At 71.1% G+C, this 25,979-nt stretch carries 27 protein-coding genes and 1 riboswitch; of the genes, 12 read left to right on the top strand and 15 right to left on the bottom strand.

The window, feature by feature from the left end; all coding sequences use genetic code 11:
• Positions 1 to 53: 53 nt before the first annotated feature.
• Both WG209_RS04360 and WG209_RS04355 read right to left on the bottom strand, forming a co-directional pair.
• Positions 54 to 746, bottom strand: a complete 693-nt coding sequence (locus WG209_RS04360) for a (5-formylfuran-3-yl)methyl phosphate synthase (RefSeq protein WP_337173786.1) — start codon at positions 744 to 746, stop codon at positions 54 to 56.
• Positions 722 to 1,555, bottom strand: a complete 834-nt coding sequence (locus WG209_RS04355; RefSeq protein ID WP_337173785.1) for an exonuclease domain-containing protein — start codon at positions 1,553 to 1,555, stop codon at positions 722 to 724. The genes WG209_RS04360 and WG209_RS04355 overlap by 25 nt, the downstream gene beginning before the upstream one ends.
• 113 nt (positions 1,556 to 1,668) lie before the next feature.
• Here WG209_RS04355 and WG209_RS04350 point away from each other — a divergent pair, with 113 nt between their 5' ends.
• Positions 1,669 to 2,223, top strand: coding sequence for a CAP domain-containing protein (locus WG209_RS04350; RefSeq protein ID WP_337173784.1), 555 nt, complete (start codon positions 1,669 to 1,671; stop codon positions 2,221 to 2,223).
• 104 nt (positions 2,224 to 2,327) lie between these two features.
• Positions 2,328 to 2,690 carry a hypothetical protein gene (locus WG209_RS04345; RefSeq protein WP_337173783.1) on the top strand — a complete coding sequence of 121 codons (363 nt, stop codon included), beginning with the start codon at positions 2,328 to 2,330 and terminating at the stop codon, positions 2,688 to 2,690.
• A gap of 48 nt (positions 2,691 to 2,738) precedes the next feature.
• Here the strand turns inward: WG209_RS04345 and WG209_RS04340 are convergent, their stop codons facing one another.
• The 7 genes from WG209_RS04340 to thrC all read right to left on the bottom strand — a co-directional run bounded on the left by WG209_RS04340 (position 2,739) and on the right by thrC (position 10,667).
• Positions 2,739 to 3,932, bottom strand: coding sequence for a phosphoglycerate kinase (locus tag WG209_RS04340; protein WP_337173782.1), 1,194 nt, complete (start codon positions 3,930 to 3,932; stop codon positions 2,739 to 2,741).
• A 153-nt stretch (positions 3,933 to 4,085) separates the two neighbouring features.
• Complete coding sequence (gene gap, locus WG209_RS04335) at positions 4,086 to 5,090, bottom strand: type I glyceraldehyde-3-phosphate dehydrogenase (protein ID WP_337173781.1); 1,005 nt, start codon at positions 5,088 to 5,090, stop codon at positions 4,086 to 4,088.
• A gap of 226 nt (positions 5,091 to 5,316) precedes the next feature.
• Positions 5,317 to 6,585: a glycosyltransferase family 2 protein gene (locus WG209_RS04330; protein ID WP_337173780.1), complete on the bottom strand. Its 1,269-nt coding sequence runs from the start codon at positions 6,583 to 6,585 to the stop codon at positions 5,317 to 5,319.
• Positions 6,586 to 6,702: 117 nt separating this feature from the next.
• Positions 6,703 to 7,857, bottom strand: coding sequence for an aminotransferase class V-fold PLP-dependent enzyme (locus tag WG209_RS04325; protein ID WP_337173779.1), 1,155 nt, complete (start codon positions 7,855 to 7,857; stop codon positions 6,703 to 6,705).
• Positions 7,858 to 7,917: 60 nt separating this feature from the next.
• On the bottom strand, positions 7,918 to 8,976 hold the full coding sequence (locus WG209_RS04320) for a ThiF family adenylyltransferase (RefSeq protein ID WP_337173778.1): 1,059 nt from the start codon (positions 8,974 to 8,976) through the stop codon (positions 7,918 to 7,920).
• 74 nt (positions 8,977 to 9,050) lie between these two features.
• Positions 9,051 to 9,320, bottom strand: a complete 270-nt coding sequence (locus tag WG209_RS04315) for a ubiquitin-like small modifier protein 1 (RefSeq protein WP_337173777.1) — start codon at positions 9,318 to 9,320, stop codon at positions 9,051 to 9,053.
• A 75-nt stretch (positions 9,321 to 9,395) separates the two neighbouring features.
• Entirely contained in the window at positions 9,396 to 10,667 is a 1,272-nt protein-coding gene (gene thrC, locus WG209_RS04310; protein ID WP_337173924.1) for a threonine synthase, read from the bottom strand.
• Positions 10,668 to 10,833: 166 nt separating this feature from the next.
• Positions 10,834 to 10,957, bottom strand: a riboswitch (SAM riboswitch).
• A gap of 981 nt (positions 10,958 to 11,938) precedes the next feature.
• On the opposite strand from thrC, the gene WG209_RS04305 reads away from it, so the two are divergent.
• From WG209_RS04305 to WG209_RS04275, 7 genes are read left to right on the top strand one after another with little or no spacing between them, the layout of a single operon-like run.
• On the top strand, positions 11,939 to 12,214 hold the full coding sequence (locus tag WG209_RS04305) for a hypothetical protein (RefSeq protein ID WP_337173776.1): 276 nt from the start codon (positions 11,939 to 11,941) through the stop codon (positions 12,212 to 12,214).
• Between the two features lie 34 nt (positions 12,215 to 12,248).
• Positions 12,249 to 12,608, top strand: coding sequence for an NADH-quinone oxidoreductase subunit A (locus WG209_RS04300; protein ID WP_337173775.1), 360 nt, complete (start codon positions 12,249 to 12,251; stop codon positions 12,606 to 12,608).
• Positions 12,609 to 12,652: 44 nt separating this feature from the next.
• Positions 12,653 to 13,900, top strand: a complete 1,248-nt coding sequence (gene nuoH, locus WG209_RS04295) for an NADH-quinone oxidoreductase subunit NuoH (RefSeq protein ID WP_337173774.1) — start codon at positions 12,653 to 12,655, stop codon at positions 13,898 to 13,900.
• A gap of 43 nt (positions 13,901 to 13,943) precedes the next feature.
• Complete coding sequence (locus WG209_RS04290; protein ID WP_337173773.1) at positions 13,944 to 14,591, top strand: NADH-quinone oxidoreductase subunit J; 648 nt, start codon at positions 13,944 to 13,946, stop codon at positions 14,589 to 14,591.
• Positions 14,588 to 14,917, top strand: a complete 330-nt coding sequence (nuoK, locus tag WG209_RS04285) for an NADH-quinone oxidoreductase subunit NuoK (protein WP_337173772.1) — start codon at positions 14,588 to 14,590, stop codon at positions 14,915 to 14,917. Before WG209_RS04290 ends, nuoK begins: the two co-directional genes overlap by 4 nt.
• Before the next feature lie 19 nt (positions 14,918 to 14,936).
• Entirely contained in the window at positions 14,937 to 16,649 is a 1,713-nt protein-coding gene (locus WG209_RS04280) for an NADH-quinone oxidoreductase subunit N (protein ID WP_337173771.1), read from the top strand.
• Positions 16,650 to 16,672: 23 nt separating this feature from the next.
• A complete protein-coding gene (locus tag WG209_RS04275) occupies positions 16,673 to 17,074 on the top strand; it encodes a hypothetical protein (RefSeq protein WP_337173770.1) in 402 nt (133 codons plus the stop codon).
• A 16-nt stretch (positions 17,075 to 17,090) separates the two neighbouring features.
• On the opposite strand, the gene WG209_RS04270 is transcribed toward WG209_RS04275, so the two are convergent.
• From WG209_RS04270 to WG209_RS04255, 4 genes are all read right to left on the bottom strand, one after another.
• Positions 17,091 to 18,821, bottom strand: coding sequence for a porin (locus WG209_RS04270; protein ID WP_337173769.1), 1,731 nt, complete (start codon positions 18,819 to 18,821; stop codon positions 17,091 to 17,093).
• Positions 18,822 to 18,952: 131 nt separating this feature from the next.
• Positions 18,953 to 19,240, bottom strand: coding sequence for a hypothetical protein (locus WG209_RS04265; RefSeq protein ID WP_337173768.1), 288 nt, complete (start codon positions 19,238 to 19,240; stop codon positions 18,953 to 18,955).
• Between the two features lie 104 nt (positions 19,241 to 19,344).
• Complete coding sequence (locus WG209_RS04260) at positions 19,345 to 20,175, bottom strand: ZIP family metal transporter (RefSeq protein ID WP_337173767.1); 831 nt, start codon at positions 20,173 to 20,175, stop codon at positions 19,345 to 19,347.
• 96 nt (positions 20,176 to 20,271) lie between these two features.
• The gene (locus tag WG209_RS04255) at positions 20,272 to 20,469 is read right to left on the bottom strand and encodes a small basic protein (protein WP_337173766.1); all 198 of its coding nucleotides are present in this window, start codon (positions 20,467 to 20,469) and stop codon (positions 20,272 to 20,274) included.
• A gap of 197 nt (positions 20,470 to 20,666) precedes the next feature.
• Between WG209_RS04255 and rpmF the strand changes: the two genes are divergently transcribed.
• Positions 20,667 to 20,855: a 50S ribosomal protein L32 gene (gene rpmF, locus WG209_RS04250; protein ID WP_337173765.1), complete on the top strand. Its 189-nt coding sequence runs from the start codon at positions 20,667 to 20,669 to the stop codon at positions 20,853 to 20,855.
• Positions 20,856 to 21,083: 228 nt separating this feature from the next.
• On the opposite strand, the gene rpmB is transcribed toward rpmF, so the two are convergent.
• The gene (gene rpmB, locus WG209_RS04245; protein WP_337173764.1) at positions 21,084 to 21,404 is read right to left on the bottom strand and encodes a 50S ribosomal protein L28; all 321 of its coding nucleotides are present in this window, start codon (positions 21,402 to 21,404) and stop codon (positions 21,084 to 21,086) included.
• Positions 21,405 to 21,816: 412 nt separating this feature from the next.
• Here rpmB and WG209_RS04240 point away from each other — a divergent pair, with 412 nt between their 5' ends.
• Complete coding sequence (locus tag WG209_RS04240; RefSeq protein ID WP_337173763.1) at positions 21,817 to 24,156, top strand: hypothetical protein; 2,340 nt, start codon at positions 21,817 to 21,819, stop codon at positions 24,154 to 24,156.
• 64 nt (positions 24,157 to 24,220) lie between these two features.
• The gene (locus WG209_RS04235) at positions 24,221 to 24,532 is read left to right on the top strand and encodes a hypothetical protein (protein ID WP_337173762.1); all 312 of its coding nucleotides are present in this window, start codon (positions 24,221 to 24,223) and stop codon (positions 24,530 to 24,532) included.
• Between the two features lie 36 nt (positions 24,533 to 24,568).
• Here WG209_RS04235 and WG209_RS04230 read toward each other — a convergent pair whose 3' ends face one another.
• On the bottom strand, positions 24,569 to 25,828 hold the full coding sequence (locus WG209_RS04230) for a hypothetical protein (protein WP_337173761.1): 1,260 nt from the start codon (positions 25,826 to 25,828) through the stop codon (positions 24,569 to 24,571).
• Positions 25,829 to 25,979: the final 151 nt, after the last annotated feature.

Genomic DNA, 25,979 nt, shown 5'->3' with positions numbered 1-25,979 from the left:
TCGGGCGGCCTGGTCGATCGGCCGAGGCTCCGATGCCCAATGAGGCGCGGCGATCAGCCCGCGCCGATCTCGCCGACGAGCGAGGTCAGTTCCGCGACCCGCGCCGGGTCGATGTCGCCGTCGCGTCGGCCGTTCACGCAGGCCGCGCCGCGCACGGCGACGATGTCGGGGCGGAACGGGGAGATCTCGGCCAGCCGGTCGACGGTCAGGCCGCCGGCCAGGGCGATCGTCGCGTCGCGATCGCGGAAGCCCGCCAGCACGTCGAGGAAGTCCGGCGGCCAGGCGGCGGGCTTCGACTTGTCCCACGTGTCAAACAGGACGCCTCGGAAGGGGAAGGCCGCGCGCAGCAGCGCCGTGGGCGAGGGCGCGCCGGCCGCCTCCCAGTCCGTATAGGCGACGGCGATCCAGCGGACTCGGCCGGCGTCCAGGCGATCGGCCAGCGCCCGCCACTCGTCCTCCCAGTCTGGGCCGACGCCGGCCAGGCCGACCTTAAGGTAGTCGAATTCCGCCAGCGCCCCCGGTGGGACGCCGGGGGGATCGTCGCCCCGCCATTCGGTCAGCTCGCCGAGCGCCGCGCTGAGTTTCACGTCGGCGGGGACGACCTCGCGGACTTGCGCCCAGGCCCCGGAGCAGGCGCGGCCGAGGGGGCCGTGGGCGGGCTCCTTCACGTCGATGATCGACGCCCCGCCGGCCAGGGCGAGGCGGGCCTCGTCGGCCGATCTCACGCTGACGAGCAGGCGGGCCATGCCGTCTCCCCGGGGTTGTCGACGACCTCATAGGCCCGGATGCGATCGAGCCGGAACGACTTCTCGACGGAATCCAGGTGGCACAGGGCGACGAGGTAGGCGATCCCCCCGCGATGGGCGAAGCGCCGGGGCGTGACGCAGCGCGGGGCGGCGCCGCGCGAGCCGCCGGCGTAGGCCATGCGGATCGGCCAGCGCGACTCGACCGCCTCGTCGAGCCGTTCCCATCCGGCGGGGCGGAGGACGGCGCGCGAGCCGTCGCGGATCGGATAGGCGACGGGGTCGCACTCGGCCCAGGCGGGGCCGCCCAGGCGGGGCCACAGATCCATTAAGACCTCCGCGTCCCCCATCGCGCGGTGCCGGGCGCGGGGCCGGATCGAGAGGTGCTCGATCAGGAGGTCCAGCCGATGGCTCCGCAGGTCCGGCAGGGCGGAACGGGCCAGGGCCAGCGTGTCGAGGATCAGGCGGCCGGGGATCGCGATCCCCGCGCGGGCCGCTTCCATCCCCAGGAAGCCCGCGTCGAAGGCCGCGTTGTGGGCGATCAGCGGGGCCGTCGGGAAACGGTCGAGGAAGGCGGCGAATTCGGGGAGGACCTCGGCCGCTCGGGGGGCGTGGGCGAGGTCGACGTCGCGGAGGCCGTTGACGGCGGTGGCCGTCGGCCGCATCGGGCGGTCGGGCCGGATCAGCCGTTCGAACCGCTCCAGCTCCGCGCCGCCGTCGAACGCGATCGCGCCGATCTCGACGACGCGATCGCTCGCGACGTCCAGGCCGGTCGTCTCCAGGTCGATCGCGATGAAGATAGTTTCGGGCATGGGCTCGGGGGGCGCTGGGGTCGGGGCGGCGGGCTCCTCGGGATATGATACGCTCGACGGGGGCGGATCGCATACGCCGGAATGCATCCGAGGGGCCGAGGGGCGAATCGACCATGTTCATCGTCACGACCCGTTCGACCGTCCGGGCCGTCCTGGCGCTGGCCTGCCTCGCGGCCGTCGCCGGCTGCGCGAACGTCGAGGTGTGGCGACGCCCCCTCACCGTGGCCGAGCCTCCCCAACCCTGGCCCCGCCCGGACATGCCCGGGGAACTTGAGGTCGACGAGATCCTGGACCAGCTCCTCGCGCTACACAACCGCGCGCGGAAGGAGAAGCGCCGGCCGAGGCTGTCCGAGAGCCGACGCCTGAGCGAGGCGGCGCAGGCCCACGCCGAGGACATGGCCGAGCGGCGGAAGATGACCCACGCCGGGGCCGACGGGTCGACGATCGCCAATCGGGTCGTCGCGCGGGGCTACAAGTACCGGCGGTGCGGCGAGAACGTCGCGGTGGGGCACTACTCGCCGGAGCTGGTGATGCGCGGATGGCTCACCAGCGCGCCGCACCGGAAGAACATCCTGGGCGGCTACAACCAGATCGGCCTGGGCTACGCGACCGACAAAGACGGCACGCCGTACTGGTGCGTCACATTCGGACTCCCCGCGACCCGCTGATCGGCCGCCGCGCCGGCGATCGTCGGCTATGCTTGCTCGACGACCGCGAAGGAACGCGGAACACAGACCCCGCGCGCGTCGAACCGACGTGAGGACCGAGGACCATGAGTACCCGGAAGGTTTTCGCGATTCTGACGCTGGCGACGCTCGCCCTGGCCGCGTCCGGCTGCCACGGCGCGGGGCGTCGTCGCGCCTCCGTGGTCGAGGACCCGGCCATCGCCGGGCTCGACGCCGAGGACAAGGCGTTCCTGGCCGCCCCGGCCGATCGTGGCGTCACGGTCGTCGACCGGCACCCGATCCTGTACACCCCGCGCGAGTACTGGGACAACGCCGGCGACAACCGCCTCGTGAAGGCCGCCGCCGCGACGTTCGTGGGCGTGCCGGTCGGGATCGTCGGCGAGGTGCGCCAGATCATCGTCGGCCGACCCGCGGCCGTCGTCTCCCCGGCGACCGACATCGAGTATTGACGCGGACGCCCGCGCCCCGGCCGCGCCGGGGCGCGGGCGCGGCGGCGATCAGCGGTCGGGGATGACCTTGATCGAGTTGAACTGCTTGCCTTCCAGCGACTCCAGGAAGGCGCCGCCGCCGGTGGAGACGTGGCTCACCTTGTCGGCGTGGCCGAACTTCTCGACGGCCTCGGCCGACTCGCCGCCGCCGACGGCGGTGACGCCCTGGCCGTCGGCCAGCGCCTGGGCGACGGCCTTGGTCCCGGCGGCGAACGCCTCGACCTCGAACATCCCCATCGGGCCGTTCCAGACGACGGTGCCCGCCTCGCGGACGATCTTCGCGTACTGCTCGATCGTCCTGGGGCCGATGTCCATCCCGAACCAGCCCTCGGGGATGGCCGTGCTTTCGGTGGTCCTGGTCTGGGCGCCGGCCTCGGGCTTGTCGGCGATCAGGTGGTCGACCGGCAGGACGATCTTGTCGCCGGCCTCGTCCAGCAGCTTCCGCGCGACGTCCAGCTTGTCCAGCTCGACGCGGCTCTTGCCGATCTCAACCCCCTGGGCCTTCAGGAAGGTGTAGGTCATTGCGCCGCCGATCAGCAGCTTGTCGACCTGCTTGAGCAGGCTCTCGATGACGAGGATCTTGTCGGACACCTTGGCCCCGCCCATCACCGCGACGTAGGGGTGCTTGGGGTTCTTCAGCAGGGTGTCCAGGATGTTCAGCTCCTTCTCGACGAGGAAGCCGATGGCGCGCCTGTCGGCCGGGAACTGCTCGGGGACGGCGACCATGCTGGCCTCGTCGCGGTGGCAGGTGCCGAAGGCGTCGTTGACGTAGGCGTCGCCGAGGGAGGCGAGGGCCTTGGCGAACTCGGGATCGCCCTTCTTCTCGCCCTTGTTGAAGCGGACGTTCTCCAGGACGAGGACGCCCCCGGGCTGGAGCTCGGAGGCGAGCTTCCGGGCCGAGGGCCCGACGGTGTCGTCGGCCTTGACGACGGGCCTGCCGAGCAGCTCGCCGAGCCTGGCGGCCACCTTGTCCAGCTTGAACGGGGCGTCGGCCTCCGGGTCGCCCCCCTTGGGGCGGCCGAGGTGGCTGATGAGGATCAGCGAGCCGCCGCGGTCGAGCACGTCGTTGAGAGTCGGCAGGGCCGAGCGGATCCGGCGGTCGTCGGCGATCTCCCCGTCCTTGGCCTGGGGCACGTTGAAGTCGACCCGGACGAGGACCTTCTTCCCCTTCACGTCGAGGTCGCGGACGATCTGCTTGGGCATGGGCGTTTCCTGATGGGGGGATAAGGAAAAGGCCCGCTCCGTCGCGGACCCGGCGGGCCGGGGGGCGTCGAAGCGGGCCGTGTGGTCGGGGGCCGGCCTGGCGGCGGGCCCCGTCGTGGGTCGGTCGGTCGGTCGGTCGGCCGGCCGCTCGGATCAGAGGGCGGCCATCTTGGCGATCAGCTCGGCGGTGCGGCTGGAGTAGCCCCACTCGTTGTCGTACCACGAGAGGACCTTGACGAAGTTCCCTTCGAGGACGGTCGTCTGGTCGGGGACGAAGATCGAGGAGTGGGAATTGCCGATGATGTCGCTGGAGACGATCGGGTCGGGGTTGTACTGGAGGATCCCCTTGAGCGGGCCGTCGGCGGCGGCCTTGACCGCGGCGTTCAGCTCGTCCTTGGTGACCGTCTTCTTGAGGATGGCGGTCAGGTCGACGACCGAGCCGTCGGGGACCGGGACCCGCATGGCGAAGCCGGTCAGCTTGCCGTTCAGCTCGGGGATGACCTCGCCGACGGCCTTGGCGGCGCCCGTCTTCGTCGGGATCATGTTGATCGCCGCGGCGCGGGAGCGGTACATGTCGCTGTGGATCTGGTCGGCCACGCGCTGGTCGTTGGTGTAGGCGTGGATCGTCGTCATCAGGCCCTTCTCGATGCCGAAGGCGTCATTGATGACCTTCGCGAGCGGGGCCAGGCAGTTCGTGGTGCAGGAGGCGTTGGAGACGATCCGCGAGTCCTTGTTCAGGACCTGGTCGTTGACGCCCAGGACGACGGTGGCGTCCAGCTTGTCCTTGGCCGGGGCGCTGAGGATGACGCGCTCGGCGCCGGCGTCGATGTGCTTGTGGAGCTGCTCGCGGCTGGTGAAGAAGCCGGTCGACTCCAGGACGATCTGGGCGCCGAGCGACTTCCACGGCAGGTTGGCCGGGTCCTTCTCGGAGGTGATCGCGACGGTCTTGCCGTTGACGACCAGGCCCTTCTCGGCGGCCTCGACGGTCCCGTCGAACCCGCCGTGGACGCTGTCGTACTTCAGCAGGTACGCCAGGTGCTTGGGGTCGGCCAGGTCGTTGATCGCGACGACCTCGAACTGCTCGGGCCGCTGGGCCAGGATGCGGAAGACGAGGCGGCCGATGCGGCCGAAGCCATTGATACCGACGCGGACAGCCATCAAAAATCACTCCTGTACGCCCCACGGGCCGCTCCACGAGGGCGGCTTCTTTCGGGCGTCACAATCGGGCCCATGGAAGGGCGCGGCGACCCGGCGCGCCGCGAGGCCGCCGGGATGGGAGGCCGGGCCCGGGCATGCCCCGGACCCCGGGGGGGCCGATTGGCATCCCCCGGGCCCCTGATTCGACTACTCAATTCGACAGCATTTCGCGGCCTTTGACAAGTTGCTATTCCGCCGCTTCGGCCGCGACGGCGCGGCGGGCCGCCCCGTCGCCGGCCGCCGGCTCGCGCGCCGTGCGGACCCAGTCGGCCGGCTTCCGGCGCGTCCCGATCGTCAGCTTCCACAGCCCGTAGGCCGGCACGTAGGCCAGCACGCCCAGGTATCGCCACGGCACTCCGAAGGCGACGAACGGGCTGAGGGCGTACAGCCCCACGGTCGCGACCGAGAGCGCGCAGGCGCCGATCAGGATCCAGCCGAGCGGCCCGGCCGTCGGGTCGCCCAGCGCGACGAGGGCGGCGACGTTCAGGCCCGTCAGCAGGCCCAGCAGCGTCAGCAGCTTCATCGTCGGCGGGGTCTTCAGCTGCACCAGCGCGACGAGCCGTTCCCGGAGCCCCATCTCGCGGTCGCGGAGGACCTCGCCGAAGAGCCGGCGCTTCACGTCCTTGCGGCCGGCCTCCCAGCGTTGGCGCTGGGCGGCGGCGGCCCGGCCCCCCTTCTCCAGCATGGTCGCCTTGACGGCGGCGTCGGGGACGAACGCCACGTGCTCGCCGGCGCGGTGGACGGTCCAGGAGAACTCGTAGTCCTCCACCAGCCCGTAGGCCCGCCACGGCACGCGCCTGAGGCCGCGGGTGGTGAGGCACATGCCGTTGCCGTTCAGCGGCGACGGCACCCCCAGACGGCCCAGCCCGTAGGGGACGACGCCGTTGACCAGGCTGAAGGCGTAGGTCATCAGCCGCGTGCGCCACGAGGCGTCCGGGTTGGCGACGGTGTCGTAGCACTGGGCCCAGTCGTTCCCCTCGCGGAGCTTGGCGTCGAACTTCCGCAGCAGGTCCGGCGTCGCGAACGTGTCGGCGTCGATGATGACGAGGGCGTCGATCGCGTCGAACCGGCCGGACTCCTGGAGCCGCTCGATCAGGTACTCGATCGCGTAGCCCTTGCTGCGACGGTCGGGCGTGTTCCGGACGAGGACCTCGGCGCCGGCGGCCTCGGCCAGCGCGGCGGTCTCGTCGGTGCAATTGTCGGCGATGACCAGGACGCCGAACAGGCCGGCGGGATACTCCTGGGCGCGGCAGCTCTCGACGGTCCGGGCGATCCCCTCGCGCTCGTCGTGCGCCGGGATGACGATCAGGAAGCGGGTCTCGGGCTCGGGGGGCACGGCGGTCCGCCTCGACCCGGTCATGGCCGAGACCGCGGCGACGAGCAGCAGCGCCAGGAACGGCAGCGCGAGGAGGTTCAGGCCGATGACCAGGATCGCGAACAGGCCGGCGAGCGACATCGAGCGGCGTTCCCCCTGCGAGGCGTGGCGTGGCGTGCGGATCGAGCCGGGAAAGACCGCCCAAGTCTAGCCCGCCGAGGCCCGCCCCGGGAAGACCGGAGCGGGCGGGGGGTTGGGTCAGGCGACGCCCGCGGTGATCTCCGTCAGCGCGTCGAGGACGGTCGCCACGTCGTCGGCCGTGGTGAACGGCGACGGGGAGAGCCGCAGCAGGCCGTCGGGGAACGAGCCCAGGTTGCGGTGGATGTACGGGGCGCAGTGCAGCCCGGGGCGGACGGCGATGTCGAACGACACGTCCAGGATCCCGGCCAGCTCCTGGGGCGAGATCCCCTCGGGCGTGAACAGCGAGAGCGCCCCCGCGTGCCGCGCCGGGTCCCACAGGCCGGCCACGCGCCAGCCCTCGGACCGCTCGGCCCAGTCGACGACCTGCTGGAGCAGGCCGACCTCGTGCTCGCGGAGCGCGTCGAGCCCGCGCTCGGCCACCCAGGCGATCCCCTTCCCCAGCCCGGCCACGCCCAGCACGTTGGGCGAGCCGGCCTCCAGGAAGTAGGGGCGGAGGGTCGGCTGGAACTCGCTGGAGGAGTCGCCGCCGGTCCCCCCCTCGCGCCAGGCGCGGATCACGCCGTCGGCGCGGGGGCCGGCGTAGAGGGCGCCGGTGCCGGTGGGGCCGTAGAGCCCCTTGTGGCCGGGGATCGCCAGGAAGTCGATGGGGGTCGCCTTCAGGTCGATCGGCACGACCCCCGCGGACTGCGCGGCGTCGACCAGGAGCAGAGGGCCGGCCTCGCGGACGGCCTTCGCGATCGCCTCGATCGGCTGGACGGTCCCCAGGACGTTGCTGGCGTGGGTCATGGCGACGAGCTTGGTCTTCGGCGTGATCGCGGCGGCGACGTCCTCGGCCGCGACGTAGCCGTCGCGCGAGACGACCCGCGTGGCCGTGATCTTGCCGGCCTGCTCCAACGCCCGGACGGGGCGGCTGATGGAGTTGTGCTCCAGGTCGGTGATGACGACGTGGTCCCCGTCGTTGACGACCCCCTTGATCGCCATGTTGAGGGCGTCGGTGCAGTTGAGGGTGAACGCCCAGCGCTCGGGGGACTCGCCCCGGAAGAACTGGTTGAGGGCGTGGCGGACCTCGTCCAGCGTCTTCTCGGCCTGCATCGCCATGCGGTGCCCGGCGCGGCCGGGGTTGGCCAGCGAGGTCCGGGCGAAGCGGTCCATCTCCCGATAGACGGCCTCGGGCTTGGGGAAGCTGGTGGCGGCGTTGTCCAGGTAGATCATGGCGGGCTCCGGGGCCCCGGGTCGGGGGGCGGGCGTTCGTGCTGGGAGGGGGAGCGGGGGTCAGGCGCCCACGAACTGGGCGTAGAGGGTCTTGGCCTTGGCGATGTCGTTGGTCCCCTTGATGATCGCCCGGCCGTCGGGGAAGACGGTGAACTCGTAGCCGTCGGCGGCGAACCGCAGCATGAAGGCGTTGTGGCGGACCTCGCCCAGGGGCCGCAGCCGCTCGGCCATCTCGGGGAACTTCAGCGGCTCGGGGCGTCGGCTGGCGACCTGCACGGCGTTACGGCCGCAGAGGGCCGTGGTGTGCGAGCCCGCCTCGCCCTCCAGCCACTCGAACTTGCGGTGCTTGCAGCAGGGGCAATCCACCTTGCCGAGCAGGCCCGAGATCTTGAGCTGGCGGAACGTCCAGTCCCACAGGTCGACCATGATCAGGTCGCGGTTCAGGGCCTCCTTCTTGCCCGCCAGGACCTTGATCGCCTCGACCGCCTCGAACGACGCGATCACGGCGACCGCCGGGCCGAGCACGCCGGCGGTCTCGCAGGTCGGCGTCATGCCCGGCGGCGGCGCGGTCTCGATCACGCAGCGGAGGCACGGGGTCTCGCCGGGGATGATGGTCATCGACTGGCCCTCGGCCCCGATCACACCGCCGAAGATCCAGGGCTTGCCCAGCTTCACCGCCGCGTCGTTGATGAGGTAGCGGGTCTCGAAGTTGTCGGTGCCGTCCAGGATCAGGTCGGCGTCGCCCATCAGGTCCAGCGCGTTGGTGTGGTCAATGTCCGTGACGACGGCCTCGATCTCGATCGCGCTGTTGATCTTGCGGAGCTTCCGCGCGGCGGCCTCGGCCTTGGGGAGGTTGTCGGCCACGTCCTGCTCGTCGAACAGGATCTGGCGCTGGAGGTTGTGGGTCTCGATGAAGTCGCGGTCGATGACCCGGATGAAGCCGACCCCCGCGCGGGCGAGGTGGTTGGCCAGCACGGTCCCCAGCGCGCCGCAGCCGCAGAGCGTGACCCGGCTGTTCATCAGGGCGCGCTGGCCGTCCTCGCCGAGGGCGGGGAAGCGGACCTGGCGCGAGTAGCGGTCGAGCGGGTCGGGCGCGGGCGTCGAGGCGGGGGCGGGCATGTGGGGCTCCGGGGCGTGCTCGGGGCGGCTCGGCTCGTCGGGCTTCGTGCGTGCGTGCGGCTCGGTCGCGGGGCTCAGCCCCCGGCGACGGCCGGGATGATGCTGACCTCGTCCTTCTCGCCGACCGGGGTGTCCAGGTCGTCGAGGTAGCGGACGTCCTCGTTGTTGACGTAGACGTTGACGAACCGCCGGATCTCGGCGCCGTCGAACAGGCGCTCCTGGATCGCCGGGTGCTGGCGGCCGAGGTCGGCCAGGACCTCGCCAACGGTCGCGCCGGCGGCCTCGATCTTGTCGAGCCCCCCGGCCTGGGGGCGGAGCGGGGTGGGGATGCGGACGACTGGCATGGGTGGGTTCCTGGCTGCTGCCTACATATAAAGGATGCGGAGGCCGGCGTTTCTCGCCGGGCCCCCGCCCGTCGCTCAGTTCCACGCGGCGGCGAACGGGGCCTGGTCGAACGCCTCGGCCCCCTGGTCGACTAGCGACTCGAAGTCCTCCAGGGTCGGCTTGATGACGACCGGCCGGGGGAGGCGTTCGACGAGGGCTTCCTGGGTCTTCAGGCCGTTGCCGGTGACGCAGAGGACGGTGGACCCGTCGCGGTCGATCTTGCCTTCCTCGATGAGCTTCCGGGCGACGGCCAGCGTGACGCCGCCGGCGGTCTCGGCCCAGATGCCCTCGGTCTCGGCGAGCAGCCGCATGGCGTCGACGATGGCCTCGTCGGACACGTCCTCGCTCCAGCCGCCGGTCTCGCGGATCAGCTTGGAGGCGAACCAGCCGTCGGCCGGGTCGCCGATGGCCAGGCTCTTGGCGATCGTGTCCGGCTCGCGGATCGGCCTGACCTTGGCCGCGCCGGTCTTCACCGCGTTGGCGATCGGGTTGCAGCCCGCGGCCTGGGCGCCGAACATCTTGGTCGCGACGGGGCCGTCCAGCAGGCCCAGCGATTCCAGCTCCCGGAACGACTTGTGGAGCTTGCCGATCAGGCTGCCGCCGGCCATCGGGGCGACGACGTGGTCGGGCGCGCGCCAGCCGAGGTCCTCGGCGATCTCGAAGCCCATCGTCTTGGAGCCCTCGGCGTAGAACGGCCGGAGGTTCACGTTGACGAAGCCCCAGCCGTAGCGGAAGGCGATCTGCGAGCAGAGCCGGTTGACGTGGTCGTAGTTGCCGCTCACGGCCACGACCTTCGCGCCGTAGATCGTGGCGCCGAGGACCTTCCCCTGCTCCAGGTTCTCCGGGATCAGGACGTAGGCCTCCAGGCCCGCCGCCGCCGCGTTGGCCGCCACGCTGCCCGCGAGGTTCCCGGTCGAAGCGCAGCCGACGGTCTCGAAGCCGAGTTCGACGGCCTTGGAGAGCGCCACGGCGACGACGCGATCCTTGAACGACAGGCTGGGATGGATCACCGCGTCGTTCTTGATGTACAGCTCCGCGACGCCGAGCGCCTTCGCCAGGCGGTCGGCCCGGACCAGCGGGGTGCAGCCGACGTGCCGGCCGACGGTCGGCTCGCCGTCGACGGGGAGCAGCTCGCGATACCGCCACATCGTCCGGGGCCGCGCGGTGATCGTCTCGCGGGAGAACGTCCGGGCGACGGCCTCGTAGTCGTAGGCCACCTCGAGCGGCCCGAAGTCATCGGTGCAGAAGTTGAGCGCCTGGTCCTTGCCGTACAGCTTGCCGCAGAGACGACACTTCAAGCCCGTCACGAGTTCGCCTGACACCGGATCCACCCCCGACCGTGAGTGACGCGACCGAACACGGCGACCCGCGCGACGCGGCGTCGGCCCGTTCCGGGGCGCATCAGTCCAGGGTGTTCGAAGGCGATGAAATGGGTCGGGGACGGGCCTAATGCCGGCGCCGCCGCCGATGACCATCTTATCTGTCCCGTGCGCGCCGTGATGGGCGCCGGGCAGGAGTTAGCACCAGCATCCGCCTCGACGGCGGACCGGTTGCTGTGGCGTCATAGGGCCTTTCCCTCAGCCACTCTGGATAAGATGCGCGCCGAATTGTGAGATGCCACTGTAAGCACCCGTGCCGCCCGTCGTCAAGGGGCCAGGCGGCCGAATCGCCGGGACGCCCGTCGGCCGCCGCTCTTGAGGACTCCCCCGTGGACGAGCCCGAACCTGGCTTCGTTCGTCATCTCGCTCGCCACCCAAAAACGACGCAAGCGTCTCACGCCGCACGAGTTTCGCGAAAATCTACTTGGCTTCGTTCGTCGTTTTTCGAAGTGGTTTTTTCGTGGTCCGCGAGGAGGAGCCAACAGGATGAGGTCGTCGCTATCTATCCCCTCTCGCCTCGGGCAGAGGCATGGCCACGACTTCTCGACCCCGAATTCGGAGAGGAGCCGGCGGGGCGAGATTCCGCAACTCCCGTTGTCTCTACCAGTCGACGATACTCGCTCGGGGGGCTGACGGCCCCACACTCCCTCATCGACGGCTCCACGGACGAGCCCCCCTTCTCCCCTCGTGGGAGAAGGTGCCCCGGAGGGGCGGATGAGGGGGCGCGCCACCGGAATCCTTTCGCGACGTCCCCCTCTCCGGCCTTCGGCCACCTTCTCCCACGAGGGGAGAAGGGCGTGTTCGAGCGGCCGTCGCGGATAAAGCGTCGGGCTGTCAGCCCGGGGAAGAGGGGCGGCGCAACCCACTCTCGGACGAGCGGTCTTCGTTCGGGGACGCCCCTTTGTCCCCAGCCACCGAGTCCGAGTTGTCAAGGAACATGGTCATCGATCAACCCTCATGGTCCGCGGCGGGTGGGGCGGGATTTCAGGTTTCTCGATTTTCTTCCGGACACCACGCGCGGGCGGGGGGCGTCGGCGGGGGGTCGTCCCTTGTCCGGAGGGGCGTCGTGGCTTAAGATCGGTCGCGTGGGCCGCGACGATCCCGCCGGCCCTGGCGCCGGTCCTACTACTTATAGATAGACGGGGCCCGGCCTCCCGCGCCTAGCGGCGCGAGCCGCCCTCGCGAGCGATTCCCCCACCATGATCCCGATCCCCCAGCCGAAATTCACGCCGGGCACGCAGGTTCGCGTGGTCCAGTTCGTCCGCGTCGGGCACCGCCGCTGGAAGACGCACTTCGAAGGCGTCGTCGAGAAGGAAGGCGTCCGGCCGGTCGGCGGCATCGAGATGGGCGGCAAGGCGTCGGCCATCCGCCAGGACACCATCCGGATCCGCAAGGCCGACGGCGAGATCACCGTCGTCGCCCTCGACGAGAACACCGACATCGAAGTCCTGGCCCCGGCCCCGACGGCCGGCTGAGCCCGCGGGCCGCGAGCGAGAGGCGGGGACGGCGATGGTCGCCTACAACTACGTCTTCGTCGGGCTCCTGCTGCTGCTGGCGATCGGCTTCGCGCTGGCGCCCCTGGCGCTCGTGGCGCTGGTCGCCCCGCGGAAGAAGTCGCCGACCAAGGCCGAGGTCTACGAGTGCGGCGTCCGCACCCACGGCGAGACCTGGGTCCGGTTCCGCGTCCAGTACTACATCTACGCGATCATGTTCGTCGTCTTCGACGTCGAGACGGTCTTCCTCTACCCGTGGGCCGCGGCCTACGGATCGCTGGGGTGGTTCGCCCTCGTGGAGATGACGGCCTTCCTCGCCCTCCTGTTCGCCGGCCTGGCCTACGCCTGGGCCAAGGGCGTCCTGCGGTGGGCCTGAGCTGAGCCGCCGTCGAGGCGCGGAGCGGAAAGGGGCGGAGCAAGGTGGACGTCGGGACGGCCCTGATCGCCCAGTCGCATCGCGTCGACCTGAGCCTCTCCACGGCGATCGTCTGGGCGCTCTGGCTGTTCGTCGGCTTCGCGGGTGTCTTCCCGGGCATCGTCGCGTACATGGTCTGGCTGGAGAGGAAGGTAGCCGCCCGGTTCCAGGACCGGATCGGCCCCAACCGGGTCGGGCCGTTCGGCCTGCTCCAGCCGATCGCCGACGCGATCAAGCTGATCATCAAGGAGAGCATCGTCCCGCGCCCGGCCGACGGCCTGATCCACCTGATCGCGCCGGTGCTGGTGCTGGTCTCGGCGTTCCTGTCGCTGGCGGTGGTGCCGTTCGCGGTGGGGCTCGCGCCGATCGACCCGCCGTCGGGGCTGGTCTACCTGATCGCCGTCTCCAGCGTCGGCCCGCTGGGGATCTTCCTGGCCGGGTGGTCCAGCCGCAACAAGTACTCGCTGCTCGGCGCCATGCGGGCGGTGGCGCAACTGGTCTCCTACGAGATCCCCCAGGTGCTGTCGACGATCCCGGTGGCCCTCTGGGCCGGGAGCCTCAGCCTGGTGACGATCTTCGACCATCAGGCGACGTTCGGCTGGAACGCCTTCAACCCGCCGGGGTTCCTGGCGTTCGTGATCTTCCTGATCGCCGGCGCGGCGGAGGTCAACCGGACGCCGTTCGACATCCCGGAGGCGGAGTCCGAGATCATCGCCGGCTATCACACCGAATACTCGGGGATGCGGTTCGGCCTGTTCTTCCTGGCGGAATACCTGAGCGTCTTCGTGGTCGGCTGCGTGGCGACCGTGCTGTTCCTCGGCGGGGGCGCGCCGTTGCCGTTCTCGGCGTTCCCGCGGAACCTGATCGACGGCTCGCTCGGCGGCCTGGTCGCGGCGAACGCGATCCTGCTGACGGTGTTCCTGCTGAAAGTGCTGCTGTTCATCTTCGTGATGTTCTGGGTGCGGGCGACGCTCCCCCGGATGCGGATCGACCGGCTGATGAACTTCGCGTGGAAGTACCTGGTGCCGCTCTGCCTGCTGAACATCCTGCTGGCGGCGGCGTGGTTCGAGGTCGTCGTGCGGCCGGGGCGAGTCGTGGCGTCGCGCTGGGCGACGGGGATGATCGTGCTCGGGATGCTGACGGCGGGGGCCGTGCAGCTCGTCTTCCGGGTCAACCGAAGGCTGGCCGCCGCGGCGCCGATCGACGCCGACTGGCCGACGGTCGGATCGCGGGCGGCGAGGGCGGGCCGCTGAGGCGGCCGTTGCGGCGCGCTCGCCGCGAGGGAGGTTCGACGACGTGGCCAGGTTCCTGTTCCTCGCGATCGCCGCGCTCGGCCTGCTCGCCGCGCTGGGGACGGTCCTCGCCCGCGACCTGGTCCGCGCCGGGCTCCACCTGGTCGCGTTCTTCTTCTGCGTCGCCTGCCTGTTCGTGGTGCTGGAGGCGGAGTTCCTGGCGGCCGCGCAGGTCTTGATCTACATCGGCGCCGTGGCCATCCTGCTGATGTTCGGCATCATGCTCACGCGCAACGCCGCCGGCGGCGAGGCCGACCTCTCCGGCGGCTGGCGCGTCCCCGCCATCCTCGCCGGGCTGGCCGTCTTCGCGGCGCTGGCCTTCGGGATCAACAACACCGTCTCCCCCGCCGGCGCCGGGCCGTGGGCGCGGGTCGTCGAGCGACCGGCGCTGGAGCCGGCCGACGCCGCGTGGAAGGCCGAGCGCTCCCGCGCCATCGACGACATGCCGCGCGTCGTGGGCGAGCAGTTCATGACCCGATACGCCCTGGCCTTCGAGCTGGCCGGCCTGCTCCTCACCGCCGCCCTGGTGGGCGCGGTGGCCCTGGCCCGCGAGGACGAGGCGGCCGACTCGGTCGCCGAGCCGGAGCCCGGCGCCGAGGCGCGTCCCCCCGTCGCCACCTCGCCGCGACCCTCGACCACCACCGCGCCATGAACAACGATATCCCGCTGAGCTGGTTCCTGTACTTCTCGGCCGCGAGCTTCGCGATCGGCCTGACGGGCGTGCTCCTGCGCCGGAACGCCGTGGCGGTACTGATGGCGATCGAGATCATGCTGAACGCGGCGAACGTCAACCTGGTGGCCTTCTGGCGGTACGGCACCCCCGCGGCCGGCTCGGGCCCGATGCCCGGCGTGATCCTGGCCCTGCTGGTCATCACGGTGGCCGCGGCCGAGGTCGCCGTGGGCCTCGGCCTGATCCTGCTCTGCTACCGCCGCTGGCGCGCGGTGGACGTCGACCGCTACGACACCCTGTCGGGCTGACGCCCGCGCGGAAGGACTCATGCCCCCCAACGTCGTCCCGCTGGATCTCCGCGACTTCATCGGCGTCGCCCCGGCCGTCATCCTGGCCGTCTGGGGGCTGGTCGTCATCGGCCTGGACCTGGCCAGGTTCCGACGGCTGGAGCCCGAGGCCCGGCGCGTGGCCTGCGGGCGCGCGACCCTGGCGGGGGTCGGGCTGGCCCTGGGCTCGGCCGTGTTCCTGGCGTGGGTCGACTCGCTCGCGCTTACCGACTCCGGGCGGCTCGTCGCGCTGTTCGGCGAGTCGATGGGCGGCTACCTCGGCCGGACCGACGGGCTGATCTTCCTCGGTACGCTGGCGCGCGGGCTGGCCGTGGACGTCGTGAACGTCCTGCTCCTGGCGCTGCTGGCGATGGTCGTCTGGATGTCGACGGCGTACCGCTTCACCGACGACCTGGGAGAGTACTTCGCGCTGCTGCTCTGGGCGACCGTCGGCATGATGCTGCTGGCGGCCTCCGAGGAGCTGGCGATGCTGTTCATCGCCCTGGAGACGACCACGATCTGCCTGTACATCGCGACGGCCTTCGAGCGGTCGCGGCGGCGCTCGGCCGAGGCGGGGCTCAAGTATTTCATCTACGGATCGGTATCCTCCGCCCTGTTCCTGTACGGCCTGAGCCTGGTCTACGGGCTGGCGGGGTCGACGTACTTCGACGCGATCGGCCGCATGCTCCGCGCCGGGGATCCCGGCCTGGCGGGGAACCTGGCGGGGGCGTCGGCCCTCTTGCTGCTACTCGTCGGGTTCGGCTTCAAGGTCGCCGCCGTCCCGTTCCAGCAGTGGGCGCCCGACGTTTATGAAGGCGCCCCCGCGCCGGTCGCGGCGTGGATCGCGACCGGGTCGAAGGTGGCGAGCTTCCTGGCGATGCTCAAGGTCTTCGTCCACGCGCTGGGGCCGTGGTCGCGGCCGTCGGAGAGCGTGATGGGGCCGGGCTGGCTGGCGGTGGTGGCCGTCGTCGCGGCGGTGACGATGACCTACGGCAACCTCGCCGCGCTGGCGCAGAAGAACTACAAGCGGATGCTCGCGTATTCGTCGATCGCCCACGCCGGCTACCTGCTGGTGGGGCTCGCCGCGGCGAGCGTCTCGACCGAGGGGCCGGCGGCGGCCGGGGGGGTGGTCTACTACCTCGTCGTCTACGCGCTGGCGAACGTGGGGGCCTTCGCCGTGGCCGCGTGGCTGGCGCGCGACAAGGGGGCCGACGCCATCTCCGACCTGGATGGGCTGGGGGCCCGGTCGCCGTTCCTGGCGGCCTGCGTCGTGGTCTTGATGCTGTCGCTGATCGGCGTGCCTCCGTTCGCCGGGTTCTTCGGCAAGCTCTACGTCTTCATGGAGGCGATGCGGCAGGGCCCGTCCGGGACCCGAATCGTCCTGACGTGGCTGGTGGCGCTGGGGCTGCTCAACTCGGTCCTCTCGGCGTTCTACTACGTCCGCGTCCTGAAGGCGATGTACCTCCGGGAGCCGTCGGGCCGGCCGATCGGGCCGGCGCGGCCGGCGCTGGCCCTGCCGATCGTCGCGACGGCCGCGCTGGTGACGGCGCTGGGGGTGTTTCCCGGGCCGCTGGTGGAGCTGTCGCGATCGGTCGCGGTGCCGATGCTCACCGCCAGGCGGCTGGAGGCCCCCGCCGCCGACGACCTCCCGGCCCCGGGCGCCGAGTCCCCGCCGGGGGTCGCGTGGCGCCCGGAAACCCCGACGACCGACTGACCGAGCGAGGCGAGACCGCGGCGATGGCCATCATCAACACGTTCGCGAAGTGCCTGGAGAGCCCGTATCTCCTGGAGGATCCCACGGCGGCCGACCGCGTCGCCGAGCTGCTCGCCAAGGCGGCCGACCGGCTCGAAGGGGCGGCGAACCTCCGGGCGGGCGAAGGCGACCCGACGGACCTCCTGCTCCTCTGCCACGAGGCCATGTTCTGCGGCCTCCGCGCCCTGGTCTATGCGCGCGGATACCGCGAGATGGGCCTGCGCTGCCTGATGCTGGCCTGCGAGGCCCTCTATGTGAAGACTGGCGAACTCGACGCCGAGCACCTCCGCCGGTTCGAGCTGGCCCAGCGCCTCAAGCTCGCGCCCGCCGAGGCGCTGGAGTCGGCCTCGGCGTTCTCCAGGCGGGTCCTCGAACTGCTGGCGTGAGACGCGGCGAGCCGGCTCAGAAGAAGAGCTGGACGCGGGCGATGAACAGGTCGTTGTCGTCGCTCCAGTGGCCGACGTTGGTGAAGACGGGGTTGTTGAACTGGGTGCGCTCCCAGTTGAACATGAACTTGAGATACTGGTTGATGTGCCAGTTGAAGCCGAGGTCGACGACGTTCAGCCGGTTCGCCCAGAGGTTGGGGTCGGAGAGGCCGTTGGAGAAGACCTCGCCGCCGATGTCGAGGAGCTGATAGCGCCCGGTCAGCTCCCAGGCGCCGAGGCCGAACTTCTCGCGGCTGAGGTTGAACGGCTTCAGGGGCCGGACGACGCCCAGGCCGCTGCGGGTCTCGCCGGTGAGCAGGTAGCCGGCCTGCACGTAGAACGACTGGACGGGGAGGCGCGTGCGATACGCCGGCCGGTCGTTCAGGGCGTAATCCTGGAAGCCGCTCCCCCACTCGCCGATGAGCGCCAGCTGGCGGTAGTACCAGGCGGCGTGGAGGTCCCAGAAGGTCATCGGGCCGATCTCGCGGACGTTGTTGTTGAACGCGAGGAACGGGACGCCGGCCACCGCGTTGCCCGCGATCGGCACCACGGTCCGCAAGGTCTGGGGGACGGGCACGGTGTCGTTGGTGCCGCCGAAGACCGAGCCGCCGACGTTGAGGTGCTGGAACGCCGAGTCCTCGGCGTTGTTGAACGGCTTCCAGTTCACGAACGCCGAGACGAACTTGGAGTCGGTGTTGGCGACGAAGCCGTTGCGGCTGCCGTTGAAGATGCCCGCCATGTAGTCGAGCCGGCCGTTGAACAGCCGGCCGAACGCCATGGCGCCGATGTCGCGGTTCTGGCCGAAGTTGTTGAAGAAGATCGACCGCTCGGGCTGGATCAGGCCCTGGATCGGGTCGACGAGGAACTCGTACGTGAACGGGGTCTTCACGCGGCCGGCGCGGATTCGGAACGCCGGGTTGACGTCGAAGTCGAGGAAGATGTCGAGCGGCGTGAGGGCGTCAAAGCCGTGCGCGAACGAGACGAAGTAGCCGACGGGCTTGGTGACGCGGCCGCTGAACATCCACCACTGCCGCGGGATCAGGAAGCTGTCGCGCGCGGTGGCGTGGGTGGGCCCCTCGTAGCCGCGGTATTCCATCTGCGTGAGGTTGTGGAACTGGAGGATGTACTCGTCGTCGTCGCTGCGAAGCTCGAAGCCGGGCCCGAACTTGGCGTTGACCTTCTTGTTCTCCAGGACCGCGGGGGAGTCGTACCGGTCGTTCGCCGCGGGGTTGGGGGGGAGCGACTGGCCCGGGGCCGAGACGCCGCCGGTCGCCGAAGGGGCCTCCACGGCCGCCGGCGTGCCCACGTCGGGCGCCGCCGTGCCGGGCTGATTGTCGGCCACGCCCGGCGGCGCGGTCGCGCCGGCGACGCCCATGGCGTTCGGGCTCTCGGGGCCGGTCACCGCGCCAGCCTCGGCGCCCGGCTCGACGCCCGCGCCAGTCGGCGCGACCGCGGCGGGCGCGGCTTGCATCTGGGTCGACAGGCGCTGGACCATCTCCTCGAGTTGGCGGACGCGCTCCTCCAGGGCCGCCTCGCGGGGCGTCGCCGGGGGGATCGGGTCCGGCAACCGTGGGGCCGCGACCGCCGCCTCGATCGGCTCGACGGGCGGGGCGTCCTGGGCGGACGCGGCCGCCCCCAGGAGCAACGCCGCCGCGGCGAATCCCGCCGAGAGCCAGCGCGAGTTCCCTGATGCCTGACGCCGGGACATTTCGCGAGGACCTCCGACCGCGGCCGCGCTCGACCGGCATCCTGATTCCAGGAACTCGCCGATGACGCCTACGAGTAGTAGATCGTCCCTGTCCCGGGCGGACTGTAGCGATTACCGCGATTGTCCGGGCATTATCGCGAGTCGCCTCGCGCCGGCGCGTGATCGGCGCGCCTGGCGTGCTCGTCGCGGACGCGGCCGCCTTCAACCAGGTCGACGCCCATGGACGGGGGCGTGGCCACCGCGCCGCGAGGGACGCGCCGGAGGTCGCGGCCGATCGTCGTCCCCTCGGCTTCCGGCAGCCGAGGCCCGCCCGGTCGCCTGAGCCCCTCCCTGCCGGCGCAGCCGATGAGCGACGCGAGGCACGCGATGATCATCGCGCGGGCGAGGGGCCCGCGGCCTGGGGCGCATGGTCGAGACATGATCGCCGGCTCGCAACGACATCCGAGGGATCCACGGGGCCCGTCCTTGGAGGATCGACGTCGCGGAGGCCGCGGCTTGAGCCGTCGTCGGCCGTCGGACGGGGTCAGCCGGCTTCCAGGGACGAGGCGGCGACCATCAGCAGGAAGCCGGCGACGAGGGCCCCGGAGAGCTTCAGGCGGTCGTGCTGGTGGAAATGCAGCTCGGGCAGGACGTCCGAGAGCGAGATGCAGAGGAACGTCCCCGCGGAGAACGCCAGCGCGGCGGCCGTCATCGGCTCGGCCGTGTCGGGGGCCAGCCGGCCGATCCCCACGAAGAAGAGCGCCGCGCCCAGCGGGATCATCAGGGCGAACCCCAGGTTCACCAGGTGGGCGAGCTTCGCGGGGGCGCCGGCGCGGAGCATGAGGGAGACGATCGTCATGGCGTCGGCCGGCTTGTGCATGACGGTGGCCAGGAAGACCCCCCAGGCCATCCCGCCGACGCGGCCCTCGCCGTTGGCGTCGGCGACGACCGCGCTGGCCAGGGCGACGCCGCCGACCAGCGAGTGGACCGCCAGGCCGAAGGCGGCGGTCCCCCAGGAGAGCGCCGGCGCGACGTGCTCGCCTTCGACGTCGTGGCGATGGTGGTGGTCGTGGCCGTGGTGGTGATCGTGGGCGATCGGGGCGGGCTCGTGCTGGTGATAGGCGAAGAACCGCTCCAGCAGGAAGAGGGCGAGGAGCCCCACGGCGGCCCACTTCACCGTGTCGGGGCCGCCCATCTCGACGGCCTCGGGGAGCATGTGGAAGAACGCCGCGCCGAGCATGGTGCCGGCGGCGAAGCTGAGGTAGACCTGGAGCCTGGTATGGGACAGGACGAGCGCCAGCGGCGCCATCCCCCCCAGCAGACTGACGGCGACGATCAGGGCGCAATACGCCGAGAGAATGGCGGGGATGACCATCGCGGTCCGGGGTCTCGCGGGCGGGCTCGAATTAAGCGAAATCCCCGACCAGGGGCCGGGGATCGCGGGAAGTCGCCGAGTGGAGGGGCGGCCGGCTCACTTGACGCCGGGGCGCTTCGGGCCGGTCTGGCCGGGGGCCAGGCGGCGCGACTTGGTCTTCGGCAGGTTGTAGACGCCCTTCTCCGGGGTCCACTTCTCGTCCTCCTGGAGGAGGGCCAGGCGCTCCGGACGGGTCAGGACGTTGCGCTGACGGCCCAGGCCGCCCGCCTTCTTGAGGCTCTTATCCATCGACATTCGATCGGCTCCAACACTTCTTGCCGTCCCGTGCTCGCGCTCCCCGGGATATTTGAATCGCCGATTCTACTCGCCACGCCCGCCGGAAACAAGGCCGCGCGAGGCGGAGGCCGAGTTGCATTTCGCCAGGGAATCGGGATAATAATCCTTTCGTCCCAGACCGCGCCGAGCGTTTGTATAGTCGGGAGATCCTGAACGTGGCCGTACCGAAGAGACGCAAATCCAAGTCCGCCAAGGGGCATCGACGGAGTCACGACGCCCTGACCCCGATCAACCTCACGGTCTGCCCGATGTGCAAGCAGTCGGTGCCGACCCACAAGGTCCACGAGGAATGCCTCGCGGAGCACCTCAAGAACGGCACCCCCGGGCGCATGGCCCTGGCCTGAGCCGACGAAAACCGGGCCGGCCTCGCCGCCCCCGGGCCGAACGTTCGACGCGGATCCGCCGAGCCATGTCCCGATGGTTCGGCGTCTTCGCGCGCCCGGGGCGCGCGACGCCTCGTCCCCTCCACTCGCTTCATCCTCGGCCGGCCGGGCGGGGCGCGTGAAAAAGCCTCGCGCCGAGGATTCGGGCGCGAGGCTCGCGAGATTCAAGCCGATGGATCGCCGGGGCGATCAGATCGGGTACAGGGTCTTCAGGTTGGCGCGGGCCTGGGCGCTCCCCTTGGCGGCCTTGATGAGCGGGAAGGTCTGGACCTTGCCGTCGACCTCGAGGGTGAGCTGGCCGCCGCGGATGACCGAGGTGGCGACGCGGACCTGGGTGGTCGTGCCGTTCGGCAGCCAGACGCGGATCCACTGCAAGTTGGGCTTGAAGGTGCGACGGCTGATGCCGGTCGTCTTCTTGCCGACGCCGCCGAGGTACTTCGCCTTGCCGCGCTCGGTCTTGTGGTTGCCGAACGAGGTCTTCTTCCCGCTGACTTGGCACACGCGGCTCATCGTTCCAACTCCTGCCCGACGACGTCCCTGGGGGCGTCGTCTTGTCATGCGATATCGTTCGTGAACTATGTGGCTGCCGTCGCGTGTCCCGGGTCGGGCTGGCGAGTCGTCGGGCTCGTCGCGAGGCCCGCGGGGCGATCCCGGCGGCGATGCGCGTGGGATGATCGCGGGAAGAGTACCATTATCGCGACATCGCCGCCACTTTCAAGCCCGACATTGCCGCCGATCCGCGCGGTCCGGCTGGATATCCGGCGGGGCGCCCTCGCGGCCTGATCCCGTCGCGAGTGGGAAGATCGTTCTCAAGGCCGAGGGGACGTCCGCCCGCCCCGCCTTCGGCTTGTCCGGCCCGGTCGATCGGGCGTATCCTGCCGGCCTCGGGAGGAGCCGAAACCCAGGGATCGAGGGCCGTTCCATGCCGTCGCGACGAAGGGAATGCGCCGCGTTCGGCCTGGCGCTGGCGGCCTGCGTGGGGGGCTTCCTGCACGAGGCCCTTTTTGCCGGGCGCGTCCTGAGCCCCGCCGACGTGCTGCTCGTCCAGGCGAGCTTCCGCGCCCCGGACGCCCCTCCCCACGAGCCGGCGAATCGCCTGTTGATGGACCCGGTGCTCCAGTTCCAGCCCTGGCTGGCGTTCGAGCGAGCGGAGATCCGGGCCGCTCGGCTCCCGGCCTGGAACCCGTTCGCCGGCTGCGGAGCGCCGCACATCGCGAACGGGCAGAGCGCCGTGTTCGACCCGCTCAACTGGATCGTGTTCCTGGGGCCGTGGCCGGCCTCGCTGGGATGGGTCGCCGCCGCGCGGCTGTGGTTCGCCGGGATGGGTGCGTTCCTGCTGGCCCGGTCGTGGGGGCTGGGGATCTGGGGGCGGTGGTTCGCCGGGCTTTGCTTCCCGTTCTGCGGCTTCCTGATCGTCTGGCTGCTTTACCCGGTCACGCCGGCGGCGGCCTGGCTCCCGTGGCTGCTGCTCGCCACCGACCGCGCGATCCGAACGCCGGGCGTCCGCTCGGCCTCGCTGCTGGCGCTGGCGACGGGGGGCGTGCTGGTCGCCGGTCACGTCCAGACGAGCGCCCACGTGTTGCTCGCCACGGGCCTGCTCGCGCTCTGGCGGCTGGCGACGGAGGGCGCGCGGGCCCGAGCGGTCGCGGCGTGGGGGGTCGGGATCGCCCTGGGGATCGCGATCGCCTCGGCGCAGTTGGTCCCGCTGGGGGAGTACCTGACCAAAAGCCCGGTCTGGGGCGAGCGTCACCGCGAGCATCCGCCGTTCTGGAAGCCGACCCGTCCGAGGGTCCTGGAAGCGGCGTGCACCGCCCTGCCCTACCTCTACGGCAGCCAACGGGTAGGCCATCCCAACCTGGCGCGGGGGCTGGGGATCAACAACCTGAACGAGTCGGCCGGCGGGTTCGCGGGGCTGGCGACGCTCGCCTGGCTGGCCCCGCTCGCCGCCGCGACGACGCGGCGGAAGTCGGAGACGCGGCTCCTCCTGGCGCTGCTGGGGGTCGGCTTCCTCGCCGCGTTCAAGCTGCCTCCGGTCGACAACCTGCTGCGGGCGCTGCCGGTCCTGGGCGTGACCGACAACCGCCGGCTGACGCTTTGGGTGGCGTTCGCGCTGACCTTCCTGGGGGCGATCGGGATCGACGCCGCGGCGAGGGGCGCGCGGCTCTCGCGGCGATGGTCGCTCGCCTGGGCCGCGGCCGGGCTGGCGCTGCTCGCGGGGGCCGTCGCGGCGCCGGCCGTCGCGCCGGCGATGCGCGATCGGGCCGAGCGCCACTACCGCGACGCGGCCGTCCCGATCGACCCGGCCGAGGCGTCGCGGCGCGTCGAGCGCCAGGTCCGGGCGATGCTGGACTTCACGCCGCGCTACCTCGCGACCTCCGGCCTGGCGTTGCTGGCGATGGCCGCGACGGCCGGGCTGGCCGGGCGTCGCGGCTCGGTCGCGCGAGCCGTCCCGCCCCTGCTGCTGGCCGCCACGCTGGCCGACCTGTTCGCGTTCGGCGTCGGGCTGAACCCGGCCGTCGATCGCTCGGTCCAGGAATACGAGCCGCCGACGATCGCCCGCCTGCGCGAGATCCTGACGGACGGTCGGCGGGCGATCGGGGTGGGCGAGGAGTTGCCGCCGAACACGCTGATGCGGTTCGGGCTCGCCGACGCGAGGAACTACGACTCGATCGAGCTGACGCGGAGCCTCGACTACTTCGAGCCGCTCTACGAGGCGACGGACGAGGCCCGGAGCAGCCGACGGACGATCTCGTGGGCGACGGTGGCGCGGGCGCTGCCGAGGCTCCGCGAGGCGGCCGTGGGGGCCGTCGTGGCCGCGACGCCCCCCCCCGACCCGTCGCAGTTCGCGGCCGTGGAGCGGGTCGGCGACGCCTGGATCGCCCTGCTGGATTCGCCCCCCAGGGTCGAGCTGGAGGGCCCCGGGCGGGCGACGATCTCGCCGGCGTCGACCCCCTCGGCGATCCGCGTGGAGGTCGTCGCCGAGGCCCCGGCGCGGCTGGTGGTCCGCGAGACTTGGGACGCCGGGTGGTCGGCGACGGCGGGCGGAGAGGCCATCGACGTGGAGACGCGCGATGGCGTGTTCATGTCCATGCGTATGCCCGCCGGGATGCGTATCGTCGAGCTGACTTATCGCCCCGCGGCCGCCCGCGCGGGGCTCGCGGCGTCGGCGTGCGCCCTGGCGGCGACGCTACTCGGCTTGACATGGCGTCCCCGCTCGGGATTGATGGAAGGGGGCTTGGACGGAACCGAGCCCGCCGGTTAAGATCGACCCTGATTGATCTTGGCCGGACCCCTTCCGGCGCGTGGCTCTTGAGGATGAATCGCTGATGGTCCACTTCACGTGCGATCTCTGCGGCAAGGACATCACCTCCTCCGGCGAGGACCGCTTCGTGGTCAAGATGGAAGCCTATCCCGGCTTCGACCCGAACGAGATCAAGGAAGAAGACCTGGACGACCCGATGGAGGCCGTCGCGGACCTCGTCCATCGGGCCGACGAGTTCGCCGGCGAGGCGGCCGACGACGACGCCTGCCGCCGCAAGTCGTTCCGCTTCGACCTCTGCCCCTCCTGCCATCGTCGGTTCGTCCGCAACCCGCTGGGCAAGACCGGCGCGAGCGTGCTGAAGTTCAGCAAGAATTGACCGCCGGGGCCGATCGGGCGGCGCCGCCGCCGGGCGTCAGCCGCCGACCGGGATCGTCAGCAAGGGGCCGCCGACGCGCCCCCCCTCGGAGTCTTCGAGCGTCACGAGGATCTCGATGATGGCGAGGATGGACCGGCTGTTGACGTCGTCTCGCGGGATGTAGAACCAGTGGCCGCGATAGCGGACGGCGACCTCGGCGTCTCGCGGCTTGTGCCTGGAAGAGCGGACGAAGAAGTTGCCCGCGGTGACGCGCGTCCAGTCGAACGGCCGGCCGTCCGGCCCCGGGACGCCGGGGGCGATCCCGCCCTCGACGTGCTCGACGGGGACGCATACCCCCTTCGAGAGGAAGGTGAGGATCTGGAGGATCGACCGCATGTGGAGGTAGATCGTATCCTCCCCCTCGTCCAGCGGCCTGGGCGCTTCGAGGACGTTCTCCTTCAGGTCGGATTTCACGCGATAACCGCTCAACCCCGGGCGGAGGCGGAAGATCCTCGCGAATTCCAGGATCTCCGGGGAGTTCTCGAAGCCCGGCCGGAGCTTCAGCACCAGCCCCAGCTCGCGCTTCAGCAGCGTGAGTTGGCCGGCCCCCTGGTGGCGGAAGACGTAGCCCGCCTTGGCGGCCTCGAGCAGGTCGGCGCCGCCGAGGTCGGTCGCGGTGATGGGGTCGGAGGCGTTGGTCTCGTCCAGCTGGCCGCCGATCCTCAACTCCGCCCCCCCGCGCTGGAACAGGTCGGCCAGGATACGGATACCCCGGACGTACTCGTCGTTCGCGTCGGGGCCGCGGGGGACCATGACGGTCGCCTGCGGGGCGTTGGGGACGTCGTTAATCTCGTCGACGGTGGTCAGCAGCAATTGTTCGGGGTTCGCCCCGGCGTTCACCACGCTGAACAGATCCGCCGAGATCGGCGTGAGCAGGATCCGGGAGACGTCCTTCCCCTCGCGCGGCCGGAAGCTGAGGGTGGGGCTGTCGCGGGCGACCAGCTCGCCGTTGCCGAGGTTGGCGAAGCCCGGGAACTGGTTCCCCCGGCCGCCGAGAAATCCGGCCGTCCCGGCGATCTCGAACTGGCTGGTGATGCTGGGCAGGTCGATGAACACCGGGGAGTCGGCGTAGCGCAGCCGCACGATGTTCATCAGGAGCTGTTCGTCGTTGGTGGCGCGGATGGCCTCGTTGTACTTCATGCGCGTCGAGCGGAGCGCGTTGGGCCCCAGGCAGCCGGCCGACGGCAGCACCACGGCCAGGGCCGCCGCCAGCCCCAGCCATCCGCGCAGGCGCTCGATCCGTCGTCGCTCCCGCATCGAGCCCTCTTCTCCGGACCGGGCATGGACGTGGCGGCGCCACCGGTCGCGCCGCGAAACCCCCGACGATCCTTATCGTCGCCCGGGCCGCGATTCTCGACCGAATCCTCAAACTCGCCGCGGTGAATCGCCCCTCGCGCCGCGCCCCCGG

This window comes from Paludisphaera sp. (assembly GCF_037189885.1).
Classification (GTDB): Bacteria; Planctomycetota; Planctomycetia; order Isosphaerales; family Isosphaeraceae; genus Paludisphaera.
The sequence above is the reverse complement of the archived record's forward strand: the minus strand, read 5'-3'. Positions and strand labels throughout refer to the sequence as shown.